The organism is Caulobacter sp. Root1455 (assembly GCF_001426905.1).
In the GTDB taxonomy this organism is placed as follows: domain Bacteria; phylum Pseudomonadota; class Alphaproteobacteria; order Caulobacterales; family Caulobacteraceae; genus Caulobacter.
In genome coordinates, this window is record NZ_LMFQ01000020.1 from 98,797 (window position 1) to 119,417 (window position 20,621).

Here is a 20,621-nt window from a genome sequence, read left to right on the forward strand (position 1 = left end):
CGCCCTAGACCAAGGTCCCGCAGGCCGCGCAGAACGCCGCCAGGTCCGCCTCGTCGTGATAGATCGAAAGGCCGACCCGCAGCACGTCGTCGCGCACGTCCACCACCACGCCCTGGGCCGCCAGGGCCAGTTTCCAGGCCTGGGCGCTGGGGTGGCGCAGGGCCAGGAAGCGGGCCTGCGGCCCGTCTCCGGGCGGGTTGAGGACGACGGCGTCCTTCAGCGGCCCGGCCGCGCCGGCGGCGATCCGGGCCAGCAGGCTCCGCCGCAGGCCGGCCACGTGCTCGGCCACCACCGTCGTGGTCAAGCCCTCGGCCTCCAGCATCCGTCCCGCCCCCACGAAGCGGTAGAGACCCGACGGGTCGAAGGTCGCGCCCAGGAAGCGGCCAGCGTCGCGCCCATAGCCCACCCCGCCCGGCGGGCCCTCCAGGTCGCCGAACTCGGCGTACCAGCCGGTCAGGGCCGGGCGCGGGCCAAAGCCCGGCGGCGCGTGCAGGAACGCCGCGCCCTCGCCCGCCATGGCGTACTTGTAGCCGCCGGCCAAGTAGAAGATCCGGTCGGCCACGGTCGACAGGTCGGTCGGAACGGCCCGGAAGCCGTGATAGCCGTCGACCACCACCCACGGTCCCTCGGGCCTGGCCAGGTCGGCCAATTCCCAGACGCGATCGAAGACCAAGCCGCTCTTGAAGAACACATGGCTGACGAAGATCAGGTCGAACTGACCCTCACGCGCGGTGGCCAGGAACCGTTCGGCGAAGTCTGGGCCGTCGCTCTCCACCAGGGTCAGCGCGATCTCGCCGGCCTCGACCCAGCGCTGGGCCTGGCGGCGGAACGAGTGGAACTCGCCGTCGGTCGACAGCACCCGGACGGGCCGCCTGCCGACCGCCGACACCAGCACCGCCAGCAGGGTGTGGGTGTTGGGCGCGAAGACGACGCTGTCGGGCGAGGGCAAGGAGAGCTCGCGGGCGACCAGGCCCTGGGCGGCCGGATAGACCTGGCCCAGCGCCTTGTCCCACTTATGGTCGGCCAGGATCGCGGCGTCCTCCCACGCCTCGACCTGGGCGGCCAGGGTGACGTCGGGCCACAGATGATGGCTATGGGCGGCCATGTGCAGCCGATCCGGAACGCTCAGCGCGCGCGAGAACAGGTCCTTGCGCGCCAGGCTCACAGCTTGGTTCTCAGTGACCACAGCTCGGGGAAGCAACGCCGGCGCAGGGTCGAGGCCAGGTAGCCGATGCCGTCGGTGCCGCCGGTGCCCGGCCGCCCGCCGATGATCCGCTCGACGGTCAGCACGTGCTTGTGGCGCCAGGTGACCAGGGCGTCGTCCAGGTCGACCAGCTTCTCGGCCAGCTGGTACAGCTCCCAATAGCGCGGGGTGTCGCGATAGACCTCCAGCCAGGCGGCCTCCACCTCGGGCGAGGGCGCGTAGGCCTGGGCGAAGTCGCGGTTCAGCACCGCGTCCGGCACGGCCAGGCCCGCCTTGGCCAGCTGGGCGATGGCGACGTCATAGAGACTGGGCGCCTCTAGGGCCGCTTGCAGCTGCGCCAGGGCGTCCGAGCCCTCGGCGTGGAACTTCAGGAAGCTCTGGTCCTTCAGGCCCAGCAGGTATTCCAGGGTGCGGAACTGGTGCGACTGGAAGCCGGAGCTGGAGCCCAGCTCGCCCCGGAAACTGAGATAGTCGGCCGGCGTCATCGTCGCCAGCACATCCCACGACAGGGTCATCACCGTCTGGATCCGCGAGACCCGGGCCAGGGCCTTGTAGGCCGGCTCGACGTCGCCGTCCGCGATCAGCCGCATGGCCAGGAGCACCTCGTGGATGATCTCCTTGAGCCACAGCTCCTTGACCTGGTGGATGACGATGAACAGCATCTCATCGTGACGGTCGCTCAACGGCTGCTGAGCCGCGAGCAGTTGGTCCAGCGCGAGGTACCGCGCGTAAGTCATGTCTTGCGCCATGAGGGCGACCCTAGGCGGTTCGGGGCGGCACATTTGTCCTCGTTTGCTCGGGGATCGCCTCGGGCGCGAAACGATGTTTCGCGGCGCCCGCGCAAAGCAGAACAAGCGGCCGCTTCGGGATCGCCGAAGGCGGTCGGGCGAGGGGGCGGAGAACAGAAACGCCGCGACCAGCCTTTCGGCTGTCGCGGCGTCTTGCGTCCGTGCGCCCCCTCATCCCGCAAGGGAGGAAGGAAACGGGTCTACTTCTTCTCGATCGGCGGGCCCTTGCCGGCCGCGGCGGCGGCCTTGGCGGTGACTTCGGCGATCTTGGCGGCCGGCTTGGGCAGTTTCGGCACCGACTGGACCGAGCCGGCCTGCAGCACGGCGATCGCGCGCTGCAGCTGGAAGTCGCCCTTCTTCTCGTCGAAACCGGCGGGCGGGGCCTCGGCGGGCGTGTGGACGCCCTGGCGGCTTTTGCCCTCGTCGGCGTTCAGCGCGTTCTTGAAGCTGGCCTCGCTGAACCACACGCGGTTGGCGATGTCCTGGGCCTGGTCCTTGGTCTGGGCCACTTCCAGGTCGGGCGCGATGCCGGTCTTCTGGATCGAGCGGCCCGACGGGGTGAAGTAGCGGGCCGTGGTCAGCTTCAGGGCGCCGTCGGCCCCGCCGCGCAGCGGGATCACCGTCTGCACCGAGCCCTTGCCGAAGCTGGTGATGCCCACCAGTTCGGCGCGATGGCGGTCCTGGAGCGCGCCGGCGACGATTTCAGCCGCTGACGCGGAGCCTTGGTTGATCAGCACCACCACCGGCAGGCCGTTCAGCAGGTCGCCGGGCTTGGCGTTGTAGCGTTGGATGTCGCGCGGGTCGCGGCCGCGCTGGCTGACCACCTCGCCGCCGTCCAGGAACACGTCCGAGACGCCCACGGCCTGGTCGAGCAGGCCGCCGGGATTGTTGCGCAGGTCGAAGATCAGCCCCTTCATGTTGGGGTTCTTGGCCTTCAGGTCGGTGATCGCCGTGGTCAGGGCGTCGGTGGCCTTCTCGTTGAAGCCGGGCAGGCGCACATAGCCGTAGTCGCCTTCCATCCGGGCGATGGCGGCCTTGGGCTTGATGATCTCGCGCGTCAGCTTGACGTCGAACGGGTCGGTCTTGTCGCGGGCGATGGTCAGGGTGACGGACTCGCCGGCCGGGCCGCGCATCTGCTTGACCGCCTCGTTGACGGTCAGGCCCAGCACCGACTGGCCGTTGACCGAGGTGATGTAGTCGCCGGCCTGGATGCCGGCCCGCGAGGCGGGCGTGCCGTCCATCGGCGAGATCACCTTGACCACGCCGTCCTCGCTGGTGACCTCGATGCCCAGTCCGCCGTATTCGCCGCGGGTGGTGTCCTGCATGTCCTCGAAGCTGTCGGGCGACAGGTAGCCCGAATGCGGATCCAGGCTGGTCAGCATGCCGTCCAGCGCCGCCTCGATCAGCTTCTTGTTGTCGACCTCGGAGACGTACTGGGCGTCGACCGTCTGCAGGACGTCGCCGAACAGCTCCAGCATCTTGTAGGTCTGGCCCTTGGTCGAACTGGTCGCCTGGGCGATGGGGCTGACATAGGCCATGGTCCCCGCGCCGAGGACGAAGGCCGAAACACCGATGAGCAGGTACTTGCGCATGTGGCCTGGAAGGCTCCCTGACGACGCGAAGCGTCGCATTAAACTTTTTTCGACGCCGAAGCGTCGCATTCAAACTTATCGCTCCGCCCGTTACTGAGGCCGAGCTTTGTTCATTTGACGGCCATCATCGCTGAAAAAGCCGTTTACCGCGATCCCTGTTTCAACCAACGCTCAGGATCGACGGGGGCGCCATCTTCCCTGACCTCGAAATAGAGTTCTGGCTCCGAAGATCCATGGTCCGCCATCCGGCCAACGGTCGCGCCGGGTGCGACAGATTGTCCGGGTCCGACGGAAACCTCGTCCATTCCCGCCAGCACCAGATGGTAGGCGCCCTGGGCGCGCAGGATCAAGACCGTGCCCCAGCCGTTCAGCGGTCCGGCGTATTCGACCACGGCGGCGGCGGGACTGGCCACGACGTGACCTTTTTCCGTGCGGATCGTCAGGCCGGCCGCGCGGCCGCCGGCCGGCATCACCTGGCCGAAGCGCCGGGCCAGCGGTCCGGGGGCGGGCGATCTCAGGCTCAGCGGGCCGGTCGCCGGCTTGGGCGACAGGGCGTCGGTCAGCGCCCCCAGCGTGCCCTGGTCGTCGCCGGTCAGGGCCTCCTGGGCGTAGGCGCGCTCGAGCTGGGTCTTCTCGACGATCATCCGTTCCAGCTCGCCCTTGCGGTCGGCGACCAGGCTTTCGGCGGTGAACAGCTGCTCGGAGGCGGCCGCGGCCTCGCGGCGCAGGGCGGCGACGGCGCGGGCCTGGCGGGCGTAGCCGTCGGCGCGGGCCTGCAGCTCGGGGGTCATGGCGCGGATCAGGATCGCGGCCCGCACCGCGTCGCGGGCGTCGCCGGGGCTGACCAGCAGGGCCGGCGGCGGATCGCGGCGGAAGAGCTGCAGGGCGCTGAGCAGCCGGGCCAGCTGGCCCCGGTCGCGGCCCAGCTCGGCGGTCAGGGCCGACTCGCGCTGGTGCAGGGCCTCCAGCCGGGCGCGCTTGAGGTCGACGTCGTCGCCTGCGTCGACCCGCTGGCGGCCCAGGGCGTCCAGCTCGCCGCGCAGGTCGACGATCTCGCGGCGGGTCTCGGCGGCGGCCTGCTCGTCCCGGGCTTTCTGGCTTGTGGGGGCTTTCGGACTGATCGACCCGCGCTGGCCGACCTGGGCCGCGACGAGGCCGCCCGCGCCCAGCAGGGCGACCAGGAGGCTGGCGGTGATCAGGACGACGCGACGCGACATGGGGCGATCAATGCCTGCATTGAGTTTCAGCGACAACCCAAACCCATCCCCCACCGGTCGTCATCCTCTCACTGCCCGTCATCCTCGGACTTGTTCCGAGGACCCCTGTTTCAGCCGAGAGAACGATGGGCCGTAGAGCTGTGAGATTGCGGCCTCGCGCCAACGGGCAGCGCGGCGGGCCTAGGGGTCCTCGGAACAAGTCCGAGGATGACGGGCGTTAGGATGCGAACCCTAATCCCGGTGGTACGGCGAGCCCGCCAGGATGGTGACGGCGCGATAGACCTGTTCGGCCAGCATGGCGCGGGCCAGGGCGTGGGGCCAGGTCTGGGGTCCGAAGGCCAGCCTCTCGTCGGCCGCGTCCAGGATCGAGGGATCCAGGCCGTCGGCCCCGCCGATCAGGAACACGATCCTGCGGTGTCCGTCGTCGCGCAGCCGACCCAGGTGCTCGGCGAAGGCCCGGCTGGGCCGCACCTTGCCGTGCTCGTCGCAGGCGACGACGTAGGCGCCATCCAGGTGCGGACGCAGCACCTCGGCCTCGGCGGCCTTGCCGGGCTTGCGGGCCTCGACCTCGACGATCTCGACCGGTCCCAGCGCCAGGGCGCGGCCGGACGCGGTGGCCCGGGACGCGTAGTCCACGGCCAGCTGCGCCTCGACCATGCGGCCGAGCCTTCCGACGGTGAGGAGGGTGATCTTCATCAAGGCCCTGCGTTGAAACCCCGTGTCCCCCGGATCGGCTAAGCCGATCCGAAGCAAGAATGGGCGACCAGCTCAGGATGAGGTTTCAAGGGTGACGCAGACTATAAATAGCCCTCATCCCGAGCTTGTCGAAGGACGAGGGCGGCCCCGCGAACGCCTAGTTCGACGCCATCCGGTGCGGCGCGTCGACGGCCCAGATCTTCTCGATGTTGTAGAACGAGCGGACTTCGGGGCGGAACAGGTGGACCACCACGTCGCCGGCGTCGATCAGCACCCAGTCGCAGTGCGGCAGGCCTTCGACCCGCGCCTTGCCGAAGCCGCTCTCCTTGAGCGCCCGGATGATGTGGTCGGCCAGGGCGCCGACGTGACGATGCGAACGGCCGGACGCCACGATCAGGCTGTCGGCGACCGAGCTCTTGTCCGTCAGGTCGATGTGGACGATGTCCTGGGCCTTGTCGTCGTCGAGACGCGACAGGATCAGGGTCTCGAGCGCCTTGATACTCAGGTCCAGCTCGGACTCGTTCTTGGTCGAGGTTTCGGGGGAAACCGTTCCCTCGTGCGCCTGGGGCGCGGGGTCGCTACGCAGCGGAAATGCTCCTTGATGGGGTTCGCGCAATAGCTCCCATAGCATGGAAGACTCGAAAAGATGAGGGGGAACGTGGACGTGCGCGATTTCGACGGCCTCGCGCGTTCGCCGAGGTCCGTCGACGAACGCGCTATCGATGGCTTTTCGCCGAGCGCTCGCCGACTCCGAGTCTCTAAAATGTTCTCTTTATGTTCACGTTGCGACCGAATCTGGCGTGGCTCTCGGCGATCCTGTCCTGGTCAAATTCCACACCAACGAGGACATTCGAAATGCCTACCGAAACCTTCGGCCTGATCCGCCACGACATGAGCCCCAACGGGGACGTCCAGGGCTCGCCCCGCGCGTTCTCGGGGACCGTCACGACCGCTCGCGACGCGAACGAGATCGCCTCCAACTGCGACGTGAACTTCTTCGCCAGGACCAATCGCGACACCCACAACGACTTCTTCAACGGCCTGCGCTACGACCTGATCGCCGACGGCTCCAACAACACCGGCGCCCGTCAGGCCGTGTTCGGCAGCTTCCAGATGGACCAGCCGACCTCGACGTCGAACCTGAACCGCAACTATGTAGGCGTCACCGGCTTCGGGACGGCCTTCAGCTCGGACAACGGCACGGGCCTGGCCGTGACGACCGCCAAGGGCGCCTTGTTCGGGATGTCGGCCGCCGCCTACATGGGCGCCGGGGCCACCAACTGGCTCAACGTCTCGGCCATCGAGGCGGACGTCTTCTCCTACGCCGGCTCGAGCTACGCCTATGCCAGCGCGGCCAGCCTGATCTCGGGCCTTCACCACGCCGCGGCGATCGTCGACGCCGCGTGCTGGATTGGCGCCCAGGGCGGGGCCGTGGGCTGGCGCTACGGCGTGCTGTTCACCGACCGCAGCGGAAGCGATCCCGTCGGGAGCTCCACCACCCTGTTCGGCAGCGAATGGGCGGCGGGCGGGCCGCGACAGGTCGCCAACGGCGTGGATCTGCGCGGCTTCACCTTCTCCGACGCCGCCTTCGCCGCCCCCAACTTCAAGGTCGACGTCAACGGCAACGTCCAGATCACCGGGGTGTCGTCCCAGATTGAGCTGGGCTCCAAGACGGTCGCCGGCAACGCCCTGGTCGACTTCAACTCGTCGGGCAACGGCAACGACTTCGACGTCCGACTGATCGCCGGCGGCGGCACGACCACCAGCGGGCGCGGCCACCTGACCGCCATCGCCGAGAGCTTCTATGTGGGTGGACACCTGACGTTCCAGCCTTCGTCGAACCCGACCTTGGTCAATGCTGGCGACATGACGTTCGAGATCGCCGACAACACCCACCTGAGGCTCTGGCTCAAGGGGGGCGACGGCGTCGCGCGGTCGGTGACCCTCGCGCTGGCCTAGAGGCGGGCTCGCCGCTCTCGAGCGGAGCGGCGAGCTACCCCTTCGTCTGCCGTCCGCGCAGGGCCGTCGACGAGGCGAAGTTCAGCGGGCCGGTCAGGTAGACCCAGGCCGGGGCGGTGGCGTCGGCCAGGATCGCCGCGGCGCTGGCGGGCCGGCGGGCCCAGGCGAAGCGGCGGGCGGCCGGCGAGGTGCGGGCCTTCAGGGCGATCCAGGGCCGCGAGATCACCGCCACCGGAACCTCGCGCATGATCTGAGTCCAGCCCCGCCAGCGATGGAAGGTGGCCAGGCTGTCGGCGCCCATCACCCAGACGAACTTCACGCCCGGATAGCGGGCCCGCAGCACCCGCAGGGTGTCGATGGTATATTGCGAGCCCAGCCGCGTCTCGGCGTCGGAGACGATCATGCCGCCGCCCCGCGCCCAGCGGCGCGCCCCGGCCATGCGCTCGACCAGGGGCCGGGTCTCGTGCGCCGACTTCAGCGGGTTCTGCGGCGAGACCAGCCAGATCACCCGGTCCAGCTCCAGGCGTCGAAGCGCCGTCTCGGCGACGTGGGCGTGGCCCTCGTGCGCCGGGTTGAAGCTGCCGCCGAACAACCCGACGCGCATGCCCGGCTCCAGATGGAGCCCAAGACGCTGCGCGGCGGGCCGGCCGGCCTCAGGGACGAGTCTGGCCGGTCCCGCGAACCACATATTTGAATGTCGTCAGTTGCTCGGCCCCGACCGGACCGCGGGCATGGAGTTTGTCGGTGGCGATGCCGATCTCGGCCCCGAAGCCGAACTCGCCGCCGTCGGCGAACTGGGTCGAGGCGTTGACCAGCACGATGGCGCTGTCGACCAGGGCGACGAACCGCTCGGCGGCCGCCGCGTCTTCCGTGACGATCGCGTCGGTGTGGCCCGAGCCGTAGGCGGCGATGTGGGCGGCCGCGCCCTCCACCCCGTCGACCACGGCCACCGAGATCACCGGCGCCAGATATTCGGTCGACCAGTCGGCCTCTACGGCCGCTTTCATCGTGGGCTCGATGGCCCGCGAGAGACCGTCGCCGCGCAGCTCGCAGCCGGCCTTGATCAGGGCGTCGGCGATGGTCGGCAGCAGCTTGTCGGCGATCGCGCGGTCGACGAGCAGCGTCTCGGCCGCGCCGCACACCGACACCCGGCGCATCTTGGCGTTCAGCACGATGTCGACGGCCTTCTTGGGGTCGGCCGCCGCGTGGACGAACACGTGGTTCAGGCCCTCCAGGTGGCCCAGCACGGCCACGCGGGCCTCCCGCTGAACCCGGGCGACCAGGCTCTTGCCGCCCCGGGGGATGATCAGGTCGATCGTGCGGTCCAGCCCGCCCAGGATCGCGCCCACCGCGTCGCGGTCGGGGGTGCGGACGATCTGCACCGCGTCGGTCGAGATCCCCGCCGCCTTCAGCCCCTTGGCGATGGCCGCGTGGAGGGCGAGGTTGGACTGGATGCATTCGGACCCGCCGCGCAGGATCACCGCGTTGCCCGAGCGCACGCACAGGGCCGCGGCGTCGGCGGTGACGTTGGGCCGGCTCTCGAAGATCATGGCGATCACGCCGATCGGGGTGCGCACCCGGGCGATGTCCAGGCCGTTGGGACGCGTCCAGCGGGCGGTCTCGACGCCCAGCGGGTCGGGGATGGCGGCCACGGCCTCGACCCCGGCGGCGACGCCTTCCAGGCGCTCGGCGTTCAGCATCAGCCGCTCGACCATCGGCGCGGTCAGGCCGCCGGCCCCGGCCTTTTCAAGGTCGCGGGCGTTGGCGGCCAGGATGGCGGGCGCGTCGGCGCGGATGGCGGCGGCCATGGCGCGCAGGGCGGCGGTGCGCTGGTCCGGCGTGGCCACGCGCAGGGCCTGCGCCCCGTGCCGAGCCGCCTGTCCCATCGCCGTCATCGTCGCCTGCAAGCTCATGCCCGCGTCGTCCATGCCATCCTTCCGATCCCGGATATGCTCAGAGTGAGGCTTACCTAGGCGCTTTGGGGCGTGTGGGGAATGGGGAAAGGGTGGTGGGGGTGTTAGCGGGGCTGGGGGTTAAGGGTGGCGAAGCCAGGTATAGACCTTGGCATGGGGGACAAAGGGGTAGGTCATCTGACTTTGCCACGTGTCCATCCGCATCAGTTCCCGGGCGCCCGGAGCGATCAACTGCAGAACGATGGCGATCACGCATAGGGTTCTGCGCCTTGTCGCATGAGCCGCCCACATGGCGGCCAGGCCGCAGGCGCCGACTACGCACTCGACGACGCTGAAGGCGAACCAGATGTCGAAAAGGCCAAAAACACGCGGCATTGAAACGATCTGGGCGCTGCCGATCAGCCGAAGCGCCATGAACAGGCTAACGAGGCACACCAGCAGCAGCCAGGCGCGTGATTGACCGCGAAAAGCGTGGGCTGAGAGTCGGGGGCTTTCGCCGTCGCGACGCGTGAGGGCGCGACGGATTATGTGACCGCCATAGACGAAAGCCGTAAGTCCAACCAGGAGCCCAATGACCGGCGGCCAGGGCAATGGAATGGGTGATAGGGACTGCTCGTAGAGAAACGAAAGTTGCCGACGCGTGGCGGCGATTTCCACGCCTTCGACGCTGAGCGTGCCGCGGTATGCGCCATAGGCGCCCTTCGGATCGGCGTGAAATGTGCCCGACGCGTGGACGTAGTGGCGAGCTAGCGAACGCCGAGCGCTTCGGTCCATCCTGGGGACGCTGAACCAGACGCCGTTCTGAGTTTGGAACGCGTCGAAATCGTCCTTACCCACATAGAGAGCGTCACCCTCGAGTTCGAGGTTCAGGTAACCGGAGGTTTCGACATGGCGGCCGTCATAGAGTGACGGGTTCGCGATGATCGCGACCAGTGGAACTCGATCGTCGGGAGAAGGTTCGGACGGCGCGGGCAGCGTGGCCGCCCCCATCTGTGTCAGCGCCAGAAGCGCTATCAGCCAAGCTTTCATGTCTGAGGTCAGCACGGCTTGAGGTGGCGTGCAACGCTCAGGTTCCAGTCAGGCGACCCATCCGCCCCGGATGGGGCCGCGCCTTAAAGCCTTGGTGGATCGGAGCTCTGGCGTCTGGCCGTGTCAAGGACGGCGCGTCGCGCCGCCGCGACGACAGAGCAGGCTCGCCATCAAGGTTTCAAGGCGCGGCCTCGCCGCTGGCGATGACGTCAGGGGCTTTTCCGACAAACGCCCAGTCCCTCCCCCTTGTGGGGAGGGTGGCGGCGAAGCCGACGGGTGGGGGATCGGTGCAGGGTGTCGGACGCGAGACTTTTCTGCCGACTCAGCAGCCCCCCACCCGACCCTGGCGCTGCCAGGGCCGCCCTCCCCGCGAGGGGGAGGGAAGGGGTTTATGCTTGGTGCATAGCCAACAAACCCCCACGATTTCAACGCGATAAACTTTCTCGACCCGATTTGGTCCTCACCCTCCCAATCGCCCGTATCCTGATCCCACCTCGACGCAAGGAAAGGGCGCATGGCCAGCGACCGATGCGGCGGCGGGGGGCGATCGAGCGGGAAGCTCTGTCGGCGGCGGGGTTCGCGTGCGTAGGGACCTCGTCAAACCTCACGTCTCCAGGGCCGGCCGGGCATGGAACACAGAAACGGCGTGGCGTGAGGGCTGACCTAGCAGCAGGCGTCGCGGGCTTCCGGATAACGACCGCGCGGAGCGATCGGGCTTCGTCGAAACGGTATTCTTTTTCAAACTCCGGACGATGTCCGGCGCTCCGCGACCCTTTCCATCTCCTCAGCGGCTTGCCGCGTGAGAACGAGAAGCCGTGTGTCCAAGTCCCTCCCCCCCGTGGGGGAGGTGTCGGCGTAGCCGACGGAGGGGGGAGTGATCGGCAGATGACCGCAACCCGGATCGCCGATCCTACACCTCCCCCCACCGGCCTTCGGCCGCCTCCCCCACGGGGGGAGGACCTCGTCGGGTCAGCCTTTCCCCCGATTGCCGCCCGCCGCCATCCCCGCCAAAGTCCCCCCGCCGGGCCCCGACTCCGGCGCGCCACGCGAGGGCCGCATGGATTTCATGAAACTCCTGCGCAGCTTCGAGGAGTTCCTGTTCGAGGCGACGTCGTGGCTGGTCTTCTATCCGCTGACCCTGTGGCGGGTGCTGGTCCGGCCGTTGGAGACCATGGCCTATTCCGACGCCGAGCAAGGCGACGACGAGGCCGGGCGCTACGACGACAGCCTGACGCCGCCGCTGTTCCTGCTGATCACCGTCGTGCTGATGAACCTGATCGCCCTGGCCGCGCACCTGCCCCAGCCGCAAGGCGGCGGGACGCTGCAGCACGCGATCTTCGCCTCGCCGCAGAACGCGGCCCTGTTCCGCGCCCTGATCTTCAGCCTGATCCCGCTGGTCGCCGCCGTCGCCCTGCTGCGCCGCCAGGGCATCCGGCTGTCGCGCGAGAGCCTGCGCCCGCCGTTCTACGCCCAGTGCTACCTGGCCGGGCCGTGCGCGGTGATCGTGATCGGCGGCGGGATCATCTTCCAGCGCCACGACATCCCCAATGTCTACGGCCTGCTGCTGATGCTGGCCGGGATCGCCTGGTTCCTGACCGCCCAGACCCGCTGGTTCGCCGGCCGCCTGGCGATCGGCCCGTTGCGGGCGGCGGGGATCGCGGTCTGGGCGCTGGTCCAGGCCCTGGTCTTCTTCGTCGCGCTGATGATCCCCGTGGCCCTGTTCTGAGGTTCAAGGTCCTCCCCCCGTGGGGGAGGTGTCGCCCGAAGGGCGACGGAGGGGGGAGTGATCGGATGGCGGCCACTACCCGGATCGACGATCCTGACACTCCCCCCACCGATCGCTGCGCGATCGCCTCCCCCCACGGGGGCAGGGTCTGGAGGGGAGGAGACTTACGAAACCAAACTTCCCAAATCGAGTGACGCCGCCCGTCGCCTCCGGCTAGGGTCCGGGTCGAAGTCGGAGGAGAATCCCATGCGTCTTGGACTGGTGCTGGCCGCGATCGCGGCGCTGTCGGCGTCTGCGGCCTTCGCCCAGGACAAAACCCCCTACGAGGCCGTCGACCCGTTCATCGGCACGGGCGGCGACGGCCACACCTTCCCCGGCGCGGTCGCCCCGTTCGGCATGGTGCAACTGAGCCCCGACACCGACATCCTGCCGTTCAAGCAGAGCTACGCCCGCGCCGCCGGCTACCGCTACAGCGACCCGACGATCCTGGGCTTCTCGCACACCCACTTCTCGGGCTCGGGCCACTCCGACCTCGGCGACATCCTGCTGGCCCCGGTCAGCGGCGAGGCCAAGCTGGAGCCCGGCGAGGCCGACAAGCCCGGCTCGGGCTACCGCTCGCGCTTTTCGCACGACGGCGAAGTCGCCCAGCCCGGCTACTACGCCGTGACCCTGACCGACAGCCAGGTGCGGGCCGAGCTGACGGCCGGCCTGCGCACCGGCCTGCACCGCTACAGCTTCGCCAAGGGCGCGCGGGCCCAGGTGCTGCTCGACCTGCGCACCTCGATCTACAACTATCCGGGCAAGGTCAGCTGGTCGCGGATCCGCGTGGCCGAGGACGGCACGGTGACGGGCATGCGCGAGACCCGCGGCTGGGCCCCGGGCCGCCAGCTCTATTTCGCCATCCGCTTCGACAAGCCCCTGGTCGGCAAGGCGCTGTACAACAAGGAAGAGGCCGTTCCCTACAAGGGTTTCGCCCAGCCAGGCCGCACCGCCTTCGACCGCGCCCAGATGGAGGGCCGGGCCCTGGTCGGGGTCTTCGACTTCGGGACGATCGACGGGCCGCTGGTGGCCAAGGTGGCCCTCTCGTCGGTCAGCGAGGCCAACGCGGTTCTCAACCTCGACAGCGACGAGAAGGGCTTCGACTTCGACGGCCTGCGGGCCCGGACCAGAGCTGACTGGGAGAAGGCCCTGGGCGCGGTCGAGATCGCCGCGCCCTCCGAGATGCGCACCAGCGTCTACACCGCGCTCTACCACACCCTGCTGGCCCCCAGCGTGTTCAGCGACGTCGACGGCCGCTATCGCGGGCCGGACAACGAAGTGCATACCGCCCAAACTTCAGGGGGGAAGGGCTTCACCTTCCACTCGACCTTCTCGCTGTGGGACACCTTCCGCGCCGAACATCCGCTGCTGACCCTGGTCCAGCCGGAAAAGCGCACCAGCGACGTGGTCAATTCGCTGATCGCCTCGCAACAGGAGAGCCCGTACGGGATCCTGCCGGTCTGGCAGTTCCACGGCCAGGAGACCTGGACGATGATCGGCTACCACGCCGTGCCGGTGATCGCCGACGCCTACCTGAAGGGCATCCGGGGCTTCGACGAGACCGCGGCCCTGGACGCCATGGTCAAGAGCGCCGCCTACGCCCCCTACGGCGGTCTCGGCGACTACACGGCGCTCGGCTACGTGCCGATCGACAAGGAGCCGGAGGCCGCCTCCAAGACCGTCGAATACGCCTATGACGACTGGACCATCGCCCGCATGGCCAAGGCCATGGGCAGGGCCGACGTCGCCGCGACCTTTGAGAAGCGGGCCGGCAACTGGAGGAACAGCTTCGACGTCAAGACCGGCTTCCTGCGGGCCCGCAAGAGCGACGGGACGTTCCGCACGCCGTTCGATCCGACCGCCATCAACTACGGCAGCGACTACACCGAGGGCAACGCCTGGCAATATTCGTGGTTCGCGCCGCAGGACCTGGGCGGGCTGGTCGGCCTGATGGGCGGCGACGCGGCGACGGTGAAGAAGCTGGACGCCATGTTCGACTTCGACAACTCCAAGCTCGACTACTCCCACGCCGAGGACATCGCCGGCCTGATCGGCCAGTACATCCACGGCAACGAGCCCAGCCACCACGTGGCCTACATGTACGACTACGCCGGCGCCCCCTGGCGCACCCAGGCCCGGCTGACCCAGATCGTGAAGAGCCAGTACAAGCCCACGCCGGACGGCCTGTCGGGCAATGACGACCTGGGCCAGATGTCGGCCTGGCTGGTGTTCACGTCGCTGGGCTTCTACCCGGTCGCGCCGGGCTCGAACGAATATGTGATCGGCCGGCCGTTCGTGGAGCGCGCCGTGCTGAACCTGGAGGGCGGCAAGCGGTTCACGGTGCGGGCGGTGGGATTGTCGGACGACAAGCCCTACCTCGGCGCGGTCACCCTGAACGGCAAGCCGCTGACGCGGAGCTTCCTGCGCGACGCCGAGATCCGGGCCGGCGGCGAGCTGGTCTTCACGATGAGCGCCACGCCGAACAAGACCTGGGCGTCGGCGGCGAAGGACCGGCCGATGTCGATGACCGCCTATGGGAAGTAGGCGCCCTTCCTCCGTGGGGACAAGGGAAGGGCGCCCGCCCTCAGCGCGCCGGCGTGACCGCCTGGACGCTGAAGTCGCCGATGGTGATCGCCGGGCCCTTGGGCGCGTTGGCGCCGTCGACCCGGACGAAGGACACCACCAGTTGGCTGAGCTGGCCCGCCGAGAGGCCGCGAAGGACGTCGGTGGCGGGCAGGACCAGCTTGGCCTTGCCGCCGTGATCGCCGTGATCCGCCTGGTCCCCGCCGTCGGCGTGATGCAGGGCTCCGGCGATTTCGAAGGCCCCGACCGTGCCGATCAGGTGGCGTTCCTCGGGCGCGCCACCCGCCGCCGGCAGGTTGACATAGACCTTGTAGAAATAGCCGCCGTCCTTGCCGACCTCGGTCAGGGCGACCTCGTCGAGCACCACGTTCAGCTCGGCGGGGGCCTGCGCGCGAGGCGGCGCGGCGGCCAGGGCCCCGGCCTTCAGCTTGCCTTGCGGGCCCAGGGGCACGCTGACGCTGAAGGAGCGATCGTCCAGGGTCAGGGCGCCCTGGCTGTCGCCCAGCGAGATCACCCCGTCGATCGCCTTCTCGCCGTTCATCGGCACGGCGCGCAGCAGCGGCCGGGCCGGGGTCTTGAGGGCGGGCGGCCGGGGCAGGCGCTGGTTGTCATAGACGTAGCCGAGGGTCGTGGTGGTGTCCCGCGTCTGGATCTTGGCCATGCCGGGGGTGGCCCCGTAGTTGAAGGACCCGTTCCAGTAGGGATCGTTGGTCGCCGGCATGGTCCGCCCGCCGCCGGCGGTGATCCAGGCGGCCCACAGCCGGTCGATATTGCCGTGGTGGACCCAGAAGATCGGATCTTGCGGCGACTGCAGGGTGGGCATGAAGCCGCCGATGATGTTGTGCACCGGATTGTGCGGCACGCTCTCGATCTGCGGCTCCATCGGCGAGGGCCAGTTGCGCGGGAAGTTGACGTATTGCGGCTGGGTGAAGCCGTAGCCCAGGGCGGCGGCCACGTTGGTGTTCTTGCGCTGGGTCCACAGCGGGTTGCTGGCGTCCCCCGGCGTGGTGAATTCCTTGGGCAGGTTGGCGTTGGCGAAGTAGTCCCAATAGGGAAGGTTGAAGGCCTGGTCGCCCGAGATCGCCCGGATCTGCTGCTCGAACCGGTAGATGTAGCCGCGATGCCAGGTCAGGAAATAGGGCTGGCCGTGCGGGCAGAAGTTCTGGTGGATGTTGGCCCAGTAGAACCAGCTGTTGGGGTCGTTGGGGTTGGTGTTGGCCCGCATCGTCTTCACGGCGGCGACGAACTTGGCGTAGGACGGCGTCGTCACGAACTGCGCCCAGGAGACCCGCGTGCGAACCGACTGGGCCCGCGCCTGATCGGCGCCCAGACCCGCGGCCAAGCCCGTGGAAACTCCGGCCGCGGCGAGACCCGCGCCCAGCATCTTGCGTCTGTCGAGCATGTCGCCCTCCCCTTGTGTCGGGAGACGATAGCGTCCTTTGGTTGTGTTTTGAAGAGTGCTCGCCGAAAAGTTTGATCAGCGGGCGATTTTCCAGCGGGAGAGGCTGGCCGGACGCCTAGAATCCCAAGCACGCCGGCTGGGTGATCACCAGCACGGCCTCTTGCGAGAACCGCTGGCGGTAGGCGGCGCGCACGGCGTCCAGCCGGTCCTCGCCGCCGGCGCGGCCGGGCAGGGCCAGGATCACCACCTTCGACGGCTCGCGGAGGATCGGGCCGGCGTTGGAGCGCCACTGGCCGGCGGCGTCGAGCACGGTCAGGCCGTCGGGAAAGCGCGGGGTCAGCTCCTCGTCGACGAAACGGGCGAAGTCGACCTCGGAGACGCCGACCTGGTCGCCGATCTTGCGGCCGAAAAGCAGCTCCACGGCGCGGCCGGGGTTCTGGCCCGCCGGACAGGTCGCCGTCGCCAGGCTGGCGCAACCGGTGAGCAGGGTCGCGCCGGCCAGCAGGGGCAGCAGCGCGGCTCGCATCCTAGCCTCCCACCGCCAGGTCGTCGGCGTGGATCATCGGGCCCTCGGTGAAGCCCAGCTCGGCCTCGATGGCGTCCGAGCGCAGGCCGGCGATGCGGTGGGCGTCGGCGCTGTCGTAGCGGACCAGGCCCCGGGCGACCTCGCGGCCGGTCTCGTCTCGGACACGGACGGCGTCGCCCTTGTCGAACGGACCCTCCACGGCGCGCACCCCGGCGCAGAGCAGGCTCTTGCCGTTGACCAGGGCGGCGGCGGCCCCGGCGTCGACGGTCAGCCAGCCTTGCGGGGCCAGCGATCCGGCGATCCAGGCCTTGTAGGCGGCGGCCGGCGAGGCGCCGGCCTCGATCACGGTGGCCAGGGCCCCGTCCTCGATGGCCCGCAGCGGGGCGGGGCGCGAGCCCAGGGTGATCAGGGTGGCGCAACCGGCGGCCCTGGCGATGCGGGCGGCGGCGATCTTGGTGGCCATGCCGCCGGTGCCGACCCCGGCCGAGGCGTTGGCCCCCTCGGCCATGGCGGCGATCTTCGGCGTGATCTCGCTGACCCGCTCGATATGGGTCGCCGACGGATCGCGGCGCGGATCGGCGGTGTAGAGGCCGTCGATGTCCGACAGCAGCACCAGCAGGTCGGCGCCGACCATCTGGGCTACGCGGGCGGCCAGGCGGTCGTTGTCGCCGTAGCGGATCTCCTCGGTCACCACCGTGTCGTTCTCGTTGACCACGGGCACGACGTTCAGGGCGATCAGGGTCTCGGCGGTGGCGCGGGCGTTCAGCCAGCGGCGGCGCACCTCGGTGTCGTCCCGGGTCAGCAGGATCTGGGCGGCGCCGACGCCGTGCGGCTCCAGCGCCTCTTCCCAGGCCCGCATCAGCACCGATTGGCCGGCGGCGGCGGCGGCCTGCTTCTCGGGCAGGGTGAGCGACTTGCGTCCGGTCAGGCCGAGACGCCGGCGACCCAGGGCCACGGCCCCGGACGACACCACGATCACCTGCTGTCCCCGGGCCCGCAGGCGAGCGAGGTCGGCGCAGAAGGCGTCCAGCCAGGCCCGGTCGGCCGCGCCGGTGGCGGCGTCGACCAGCAGGGCCGAGCCGACCTTGAAGACGATGCGTTTGGCGCGTGTAAGCGCTCCCCCCGAAGCGCTCATTACGGGTTCCAGCCCCCGGGGGTCTCCTCGACGTGGTCCTCGTCGTCCTCGATCTCCTCGATCGCGTCGCCCCGGCGGATGCGCACCTGGCTGTAGGCGGCGCGCAGCAGCTCGGTGACGCCTTCGCCGGAAACTCCGGAGACCAGCATCGGCTTGATCCCCGCCACGGCCTCGAGCTCGGCGGCCTTGGCTGCGCGGGTCTCGTCGTCCAGGGCGTCGACCTTGTTCAAGGCCAGGATCTCGGATTTGTCGGCCAGCTCGTCGCCATAGGCTTCCAGCTCGCCGCGGATCGTGGTCCAGGCGCCGGCGATGTCCTCCTGCGTGGCGTCCACCAGGTGGATCAGCACCGCCGAGCGCTCGACGTGGCCCAGGAAGCGGGTGCCCAGGCCCGCGCCCTCGCTGGCGCCTTCGATCAGGCCGGGAATGTCGGCCAGCACGAACCGCTCGCTGGTCGACAGGTCGACCACGCCGAGATTGGGCGTCAGGGTGGTGAACGGATAGTCGGCGATCTTGGGCTTGGCGGCGCTGGCGGCGGCCAGGAAGGTCGACTTTCCGGCGTTGGGCAGGCCGACCAGGCCGACGTCGGCGATCAGCTTCAGCCGCAGCCAGACCCACAGCTCCTCGCCCTCCTGGCCCGGATTGGCGTACTTCGGAGCCTGGTTGACCGGACCCTTGAAGTGCAGGTTGCCCCAGCCCCCGTTGCCGCCCTTGGCCAGGCGCAGGGTCATGCCGACGGTGTCGAGGTCGGCGATCAGGGTCTCCTTGTCCTCCTCCAGCACCTGGGTGCCGACGGGAACCTTCAGGACCACGTCGTCGCCCGCCGCGCCATGGCGCGCCCGGCCCATGCCGTGGACGCCCGTCCCGGCCTTGAAGTGTTGCTGGTAGCGGTAGTCGATCAGGGTGTTGAGGCCCTCGACCGCCTCGATCCATACGTCGCCGCCTCGGCCGCCGTCCCCGCCGTCGGGGCCGCCGTATTCGATGTACTTCTCGCGTCGGAACGAGACCGCGCCGCCGCCGCCGTTGCCGGAGCGGACATAGATTTTGCACTGGTCCAAGAATTTCATGAGCGTCTTTTGTCGCAAGGCGGCTTTCGCGTCGAGCCGAAACCGGCCGGAAGCCAAGCGTTACAGGAGTCTGGAGGCCTGAATCCGGTGGTGAGGGCGTCGCTTTGCCGCGCTTAACCGCGTTTGGCGTCGTGACGAAATGTTAAAACAGATCATGTGACATTGGATCCCATGAGGAAACCGACAGGACCATTGCGCGGGGAGGGTTGGCGTTGACGACGATTTCTGACGCCGAATTTGCGCATGACCTCCAGGATCTGACGCTGCCGACCCTGTGTCGCAAGTACACCCACGAGGCGTCGCTCCATCGGAACATGCTGATGAGCCGGGGCACGGGCCTGGCCCCGGAGTGGCGCGACTTCCGCGCCTTCCTGACCGCCATCGGCCGCCGCCCGACCGAAGAACACAACTTCATCCTGCTCAACCGCAACGAACGCACCTACGGACCCGGAAAGGTCCGCTGGATGACGGCCGAGGAACAGGCCGCCCACGAGGAAGAGTTCGACCGTCAGCAGGCCGCCAAGAGCCGCGAAACCCACCAGCTGATGCACCAGGCCGCGGCGATGAAGCGCGCCCAGGCCCCGAACGCCCAGAACTTCGGTCAGTGGACGCCGATGGCCGGCCGCCAGGTCGCCTATACCGAAGTGGCCAAGCGCCTGGCGATCCCGATCAACGCCCTGAACAAGACCATGGCCGAGGGCCGCTCGGCCGACGAACTGATCAAGCGCTCGGGCTCGGCCCAGGAGCTGATCAATCCCAATCTGCAGTGGCTGCCGCCGGACCCGACCCGCAAGGCCAACTTCTTCGAGGCCTTCCGCATCTGGCACATGCAGGTGCAGCCGCAGTTCGCCCGCGCCGCCACCCCGACCTTCCTGTTCCTCTACATCGCCCTGCCGGTGATGAAGGAGTGCCGGGACGAGCTGATGGGCCTGAACCTGTGGAATCCGCTGGGCCAGCGGGCCATGAACGCCCGCGACAGCAATGTCTCGTGGAAGAAGTACTGCGAGTTCATGCCGCGCGCCCAGGTGGCGATGATGGAAATCCCGATCTACGCGACCTATTCGCTGCTCAGCGACCTGGACGCCCTGTGCGAGCGGATCATCGTCGCCGAGAAGCGCTTCCGCGAAGGCCCGCAAAAGGTCGTCGCCACGCACCGCGCGGCCTGACGTCTTCCTTCCCTCCCCACAAGGGGGAGGGAAGGGCGCCAGATCAAGCCAGCCACACCATCATCCGCGTCGGCACGGGTTCGCCCCGGGCGGTCGACGGCTTGTGCTCGACGACGCCCGTATAGAGGAAGCCGGCCTTGACCAGCACCTGGCCCGAGGCGGGGTTGTCGGCGAAGTGGCCGGCGACGACCAGCTTCTTGCGCCAGTCGGACTTGGCCCAGGCCAGGGCGCCCTGGGCGGCTTCCGTCGCCAGGCCGCGGCCCCAATAGGGCCGGCCGACCCAGTAGCCGATCTCCAGATGACCGTCGGGCGGGGTGAAGAAGCCCAGCACCCCGACCACGCCCTCGTCCTCCAGGTCGATCACGAAGGTGGAGTCCTTGCGCCTGTCCTGGACCTGGCAACGGGCGACGAAGCCGTCGGCGTCGCTCTGGCTGTAGGGCCAGGGCATGCGGGTGGTCATCTTGGCGATCGCGTAGTCGCCGCACAGCGCCGCGATCCGCGACGCGTCATCGACCCTGGGAGCCCGCAGCGTCAGCCGCCGCGTCTCGATGATCGGACTCTTCTCGATCACGCACATCGCGC

The 20,621-nt window shown here is 69.0% G+C and carries 18 protein-coding genes and 1 pseudogene; 4 read left to right on the forward strand and 15 right to left on the reverse strand.

Annotation, left to right across the window (positions count from 1 at the left end; translation table 11 throughout):
• Nucleotides 1-4: 4 nt before the first annotated feature.
• The 6 genes from ASD21_RS09915 to rsfS form a co-directional block, all read right to left on the reverse strand.
• Nucleotides 5-1,186 carry a class V aminotransferase gene (locus ASD21_RS09915; protein WP_056440162.1) on the reverse strand — a complete coding sequence of 394 codons (1,182 nt, stop codon included), beginning with the start codon at nt 1,184-1,186 and terminating at the stop codon, nt 5-7.
• A complete protein-coding gene (locus ASD21_RS09920) occupies nt 1,162-1,953 on the reverse strand; it encodes a tryptophan 2,3-dioxygenase (protein ID WP_056440164.1) in 792 nt (263 codons plus the stop codon). Before ASD21_RS09920 ends, ASD21_RS09915 begins: the two co-directional genes overlap by 25 nt.
• A 239-nt stretch (nt 1,954-2,192) precedes the next feature.
• Nucleotides 2,193-3,584: a S41 family peptidase gene (locus ASD21_RS09925; RefSeq protein ID WP_056440166.1), complete on the reverse strand. Its 1,392-nt coding sequence runs from the start codon at nt 3,582-3,584 to the stop codon at nt 2,193-2,195.
• Nucleotides 3,585-3,727: 143 nt separating this feature from the next.
• A complete protein-coding gene (locus ASD21_RS09930; RefSeq protein ID WP_056440168.1) occupies nt 3,728-4,801 on the reverse strand; it encodes a murein hydrolase activator EnvC family protein in 1,074 nt (357 codons plus the stop codon).
• 231 nt (nt 4,802-5,032) lie between these two features.
• Complete coding sequence (gene rlmH / locus ASD21_RS09935) at nt 5,033-5,497, reverse strand: 23S rRNA (pseudouridine(1915)-N(3))-methyltransferase RlmH (RefSeq protein ID WP_056440170.1); 465 nt, start codon at nt 5,495-5,497, stop codon at nt 5,033-5,035.
• Nucleotides 5,498-5,654: 157 nt separating this feature from the next.
• The gene (rsfS, locus tag ASD21_RS09940) at nt 5,655-6,083 is read right to left on the reverse strand and encodes a ribosome silencing factor (RefSeq protein WP_162250233.1); all 429 of its coding nucleotides are present in this window, start codon (nt 6,081-6,083) and stop codon (nt 5,655-5,657) included.
• A gap of 269 nt (nt 6,084-6,352) precedes the next feature.
• On the opposite strand from rsfS, the gene ASD21_RS09945 reads away from it, so the two are divergent.
• Nucleotides 6,353-7,456, forward strand: a complete 1,104-nt coding sequence (locus ASD21_RS09945) for a hypothetical protein (protein ID WP_056440172.1) — start codon at nt 6,353-6,355, stop codon at nt 7,454-7,456.
• A 34-nt stretch (nt 7,457-7,490) separates the two neighbouring features.
• On the opposite strand, the gene ASD21_RS09950 is transcribed toward ASD21_RS09945, so the two are convergent.
• The 4 genes and pseudogenes from ASD21_RS09950 to ASD21_RS25235 all read right to left on the reverse strand — a co-directional run.
• Entirely contained in the window at nt 7,491-8,144 is a 654-nt protein-coding gene (locus ASD21_RS09950) for a nicotinate-nucleotide adenylyltransferase (protein ID WP_056440174.1), read from the reverse strand.
• Complete coding sequence (locus ASD21_RS09955) at nt 8,110-9,384, reverse strand: glutamate-5-semialdehyde dehydrogenase (protein WP_056440176.1); 1,275 nt, start codon at nt 9,382-9,384, stop codon at nt 8,110-8,112. Before ASD21_RS09955 ends, ASD21_RS09950 begins: the two co-directional genes overlap by 35 nt.
• Before the next feature lie 105 nt (nt 9,385-9,489).
• The gene (locus ASD21_RS09960) at nt 9,490-10,398 is read right to left on the reverse strand and encodes a hypothetical protein (RefSeq protein ID WP_156398342.1); all 909 of its coding nucleotides are present in this window, start codon (nt 10,396-10,398) and stop codon (nt 9,490-9,492) included.
• Between the two features lie 488 nt (nt 10,399-10,886).
• Nucleotides 10,887-10,954, reverse strand: a pseudogene (locus ASD21_RS25235) (hypothetical protein); the annotation flags it as partial.
• A gap of 501 nt (nt 10,955-11,455) precedes the next feature.
• Between ASD21_RS25235 and ASD21_RS09965 the strand changes: the two are divergent.
• Both ASD21_RS09965 and ASD21_RS09970 read left to right on the forward strand, forming a co-directional pair.
• Entirely contained in the window at nt 11,456-12,124 is a 669-nt protein-coding gene (locus tag ASD21_RS09965; protein ID WP_056440180.1) for a hypothetical protein, read from the forward strand.
• A gap of 246 nt (nt 12,125-12,370) precedes the next feature.
• The gene (locus ASD21_RS09970) at nt 12,371-14,707 is read left to right on the forward strand and encodes a GH92 family glycosyl hydrolase (RefSeq protein WP_056440182.1); all 2,337 of its coding nucleotides are present in this window, start codon (nt 12,371-12,373) and stop codon (nt 14,705-14,707) included.
• 40 nt (nt 14,708-14,747) lie between these two features.
• Here ASD21_RS09970 and ASD21_RS09975 read toward each other — a convergent pair whose 3' ends face one another.
• The 4 genes from ASD21_RS09975 to obgE all read right to left on the reverse strand — a co-directional run bounded on the left by ASD21_RS09975 (nt 14,748) and on the right by obgE (nt 18,873).
• Nucleotides 14,748-16,148, reverse strand: coding sequence for a tyrosinase family protein (locus ASD21_RS09975; RefSeq protein WP_056440184.1), 1,401 nt, complete (start codon nt 16,146-16,148; stop codon nt 14,748-14,750).
• Nucleotides 16,149-16,263: 115 nt separating this feature from the next.
• On the reverse strand, nt 16,264-16,674 hold the full coding sequence (locus tag ASD21_RS09980) for a DUF3574 domain-containing protein (RefSeq protein WP_056440186.1): 411 nt from the start codon (nt 16,672-16,674) through the stop codon (nt 16,264-16,266).
• A gap of 1 nt (nt 16,675) precedes the next feature.
• Entirely contained in the window at nt 16,676-17,809 is a 1,134-nt protein-coding gene (proB, locus tag ASD21_RS09985) for a glutamate 5-kinase (RefSeq protein ID WP_056440188.1), read from the reverse strand.
• A complete protein-coding gene (gene obgE, locus ASD21_RS09990; RefSeq protein ID WP_056440190.1) occupies nt 17,809-18,873 on the reverse strand; it encodes a GTPase ObgE in 1,065 nt (354 codons plus the stop codon). Before obgE ends, proB begins: the two co-directional genes overlap by 1 nt.
• A 212-nt stretch (nt 18,874-19,085) precedes the next feature.
• Here obgE and ASD21_RS09995 point away from each other — a divergent pair, with 212 nt between their 5' ends.
• Complete coding sequence (locus ASD21_RS09995; protein WP_235523826.1) at nt 19,086-20,039, forward strand: hypothetical protein; 954 nt, start codon at nt 19,086-19,088, stop codon at nt 20,037-20,039.
• A gap of 43 nt (nt 20,040-20,082) precedes the next feature.
• Here the strand turns inward: ASD21_RS09995 and ASD21_RS10000 are convergent, their stop codons facing one another.
• Entirely contained in the window at nt 20,083-20,616 is a 534-nt protein-coding gene (locus tag ASD21_RS10000; RefSeq protein ID WP_056440194.1) for a GNAT family N-acetyltransferase, read from the reverse strand.
• Nucleotides 20,617-20,621 lie beyond the last annotated feature (5 nt).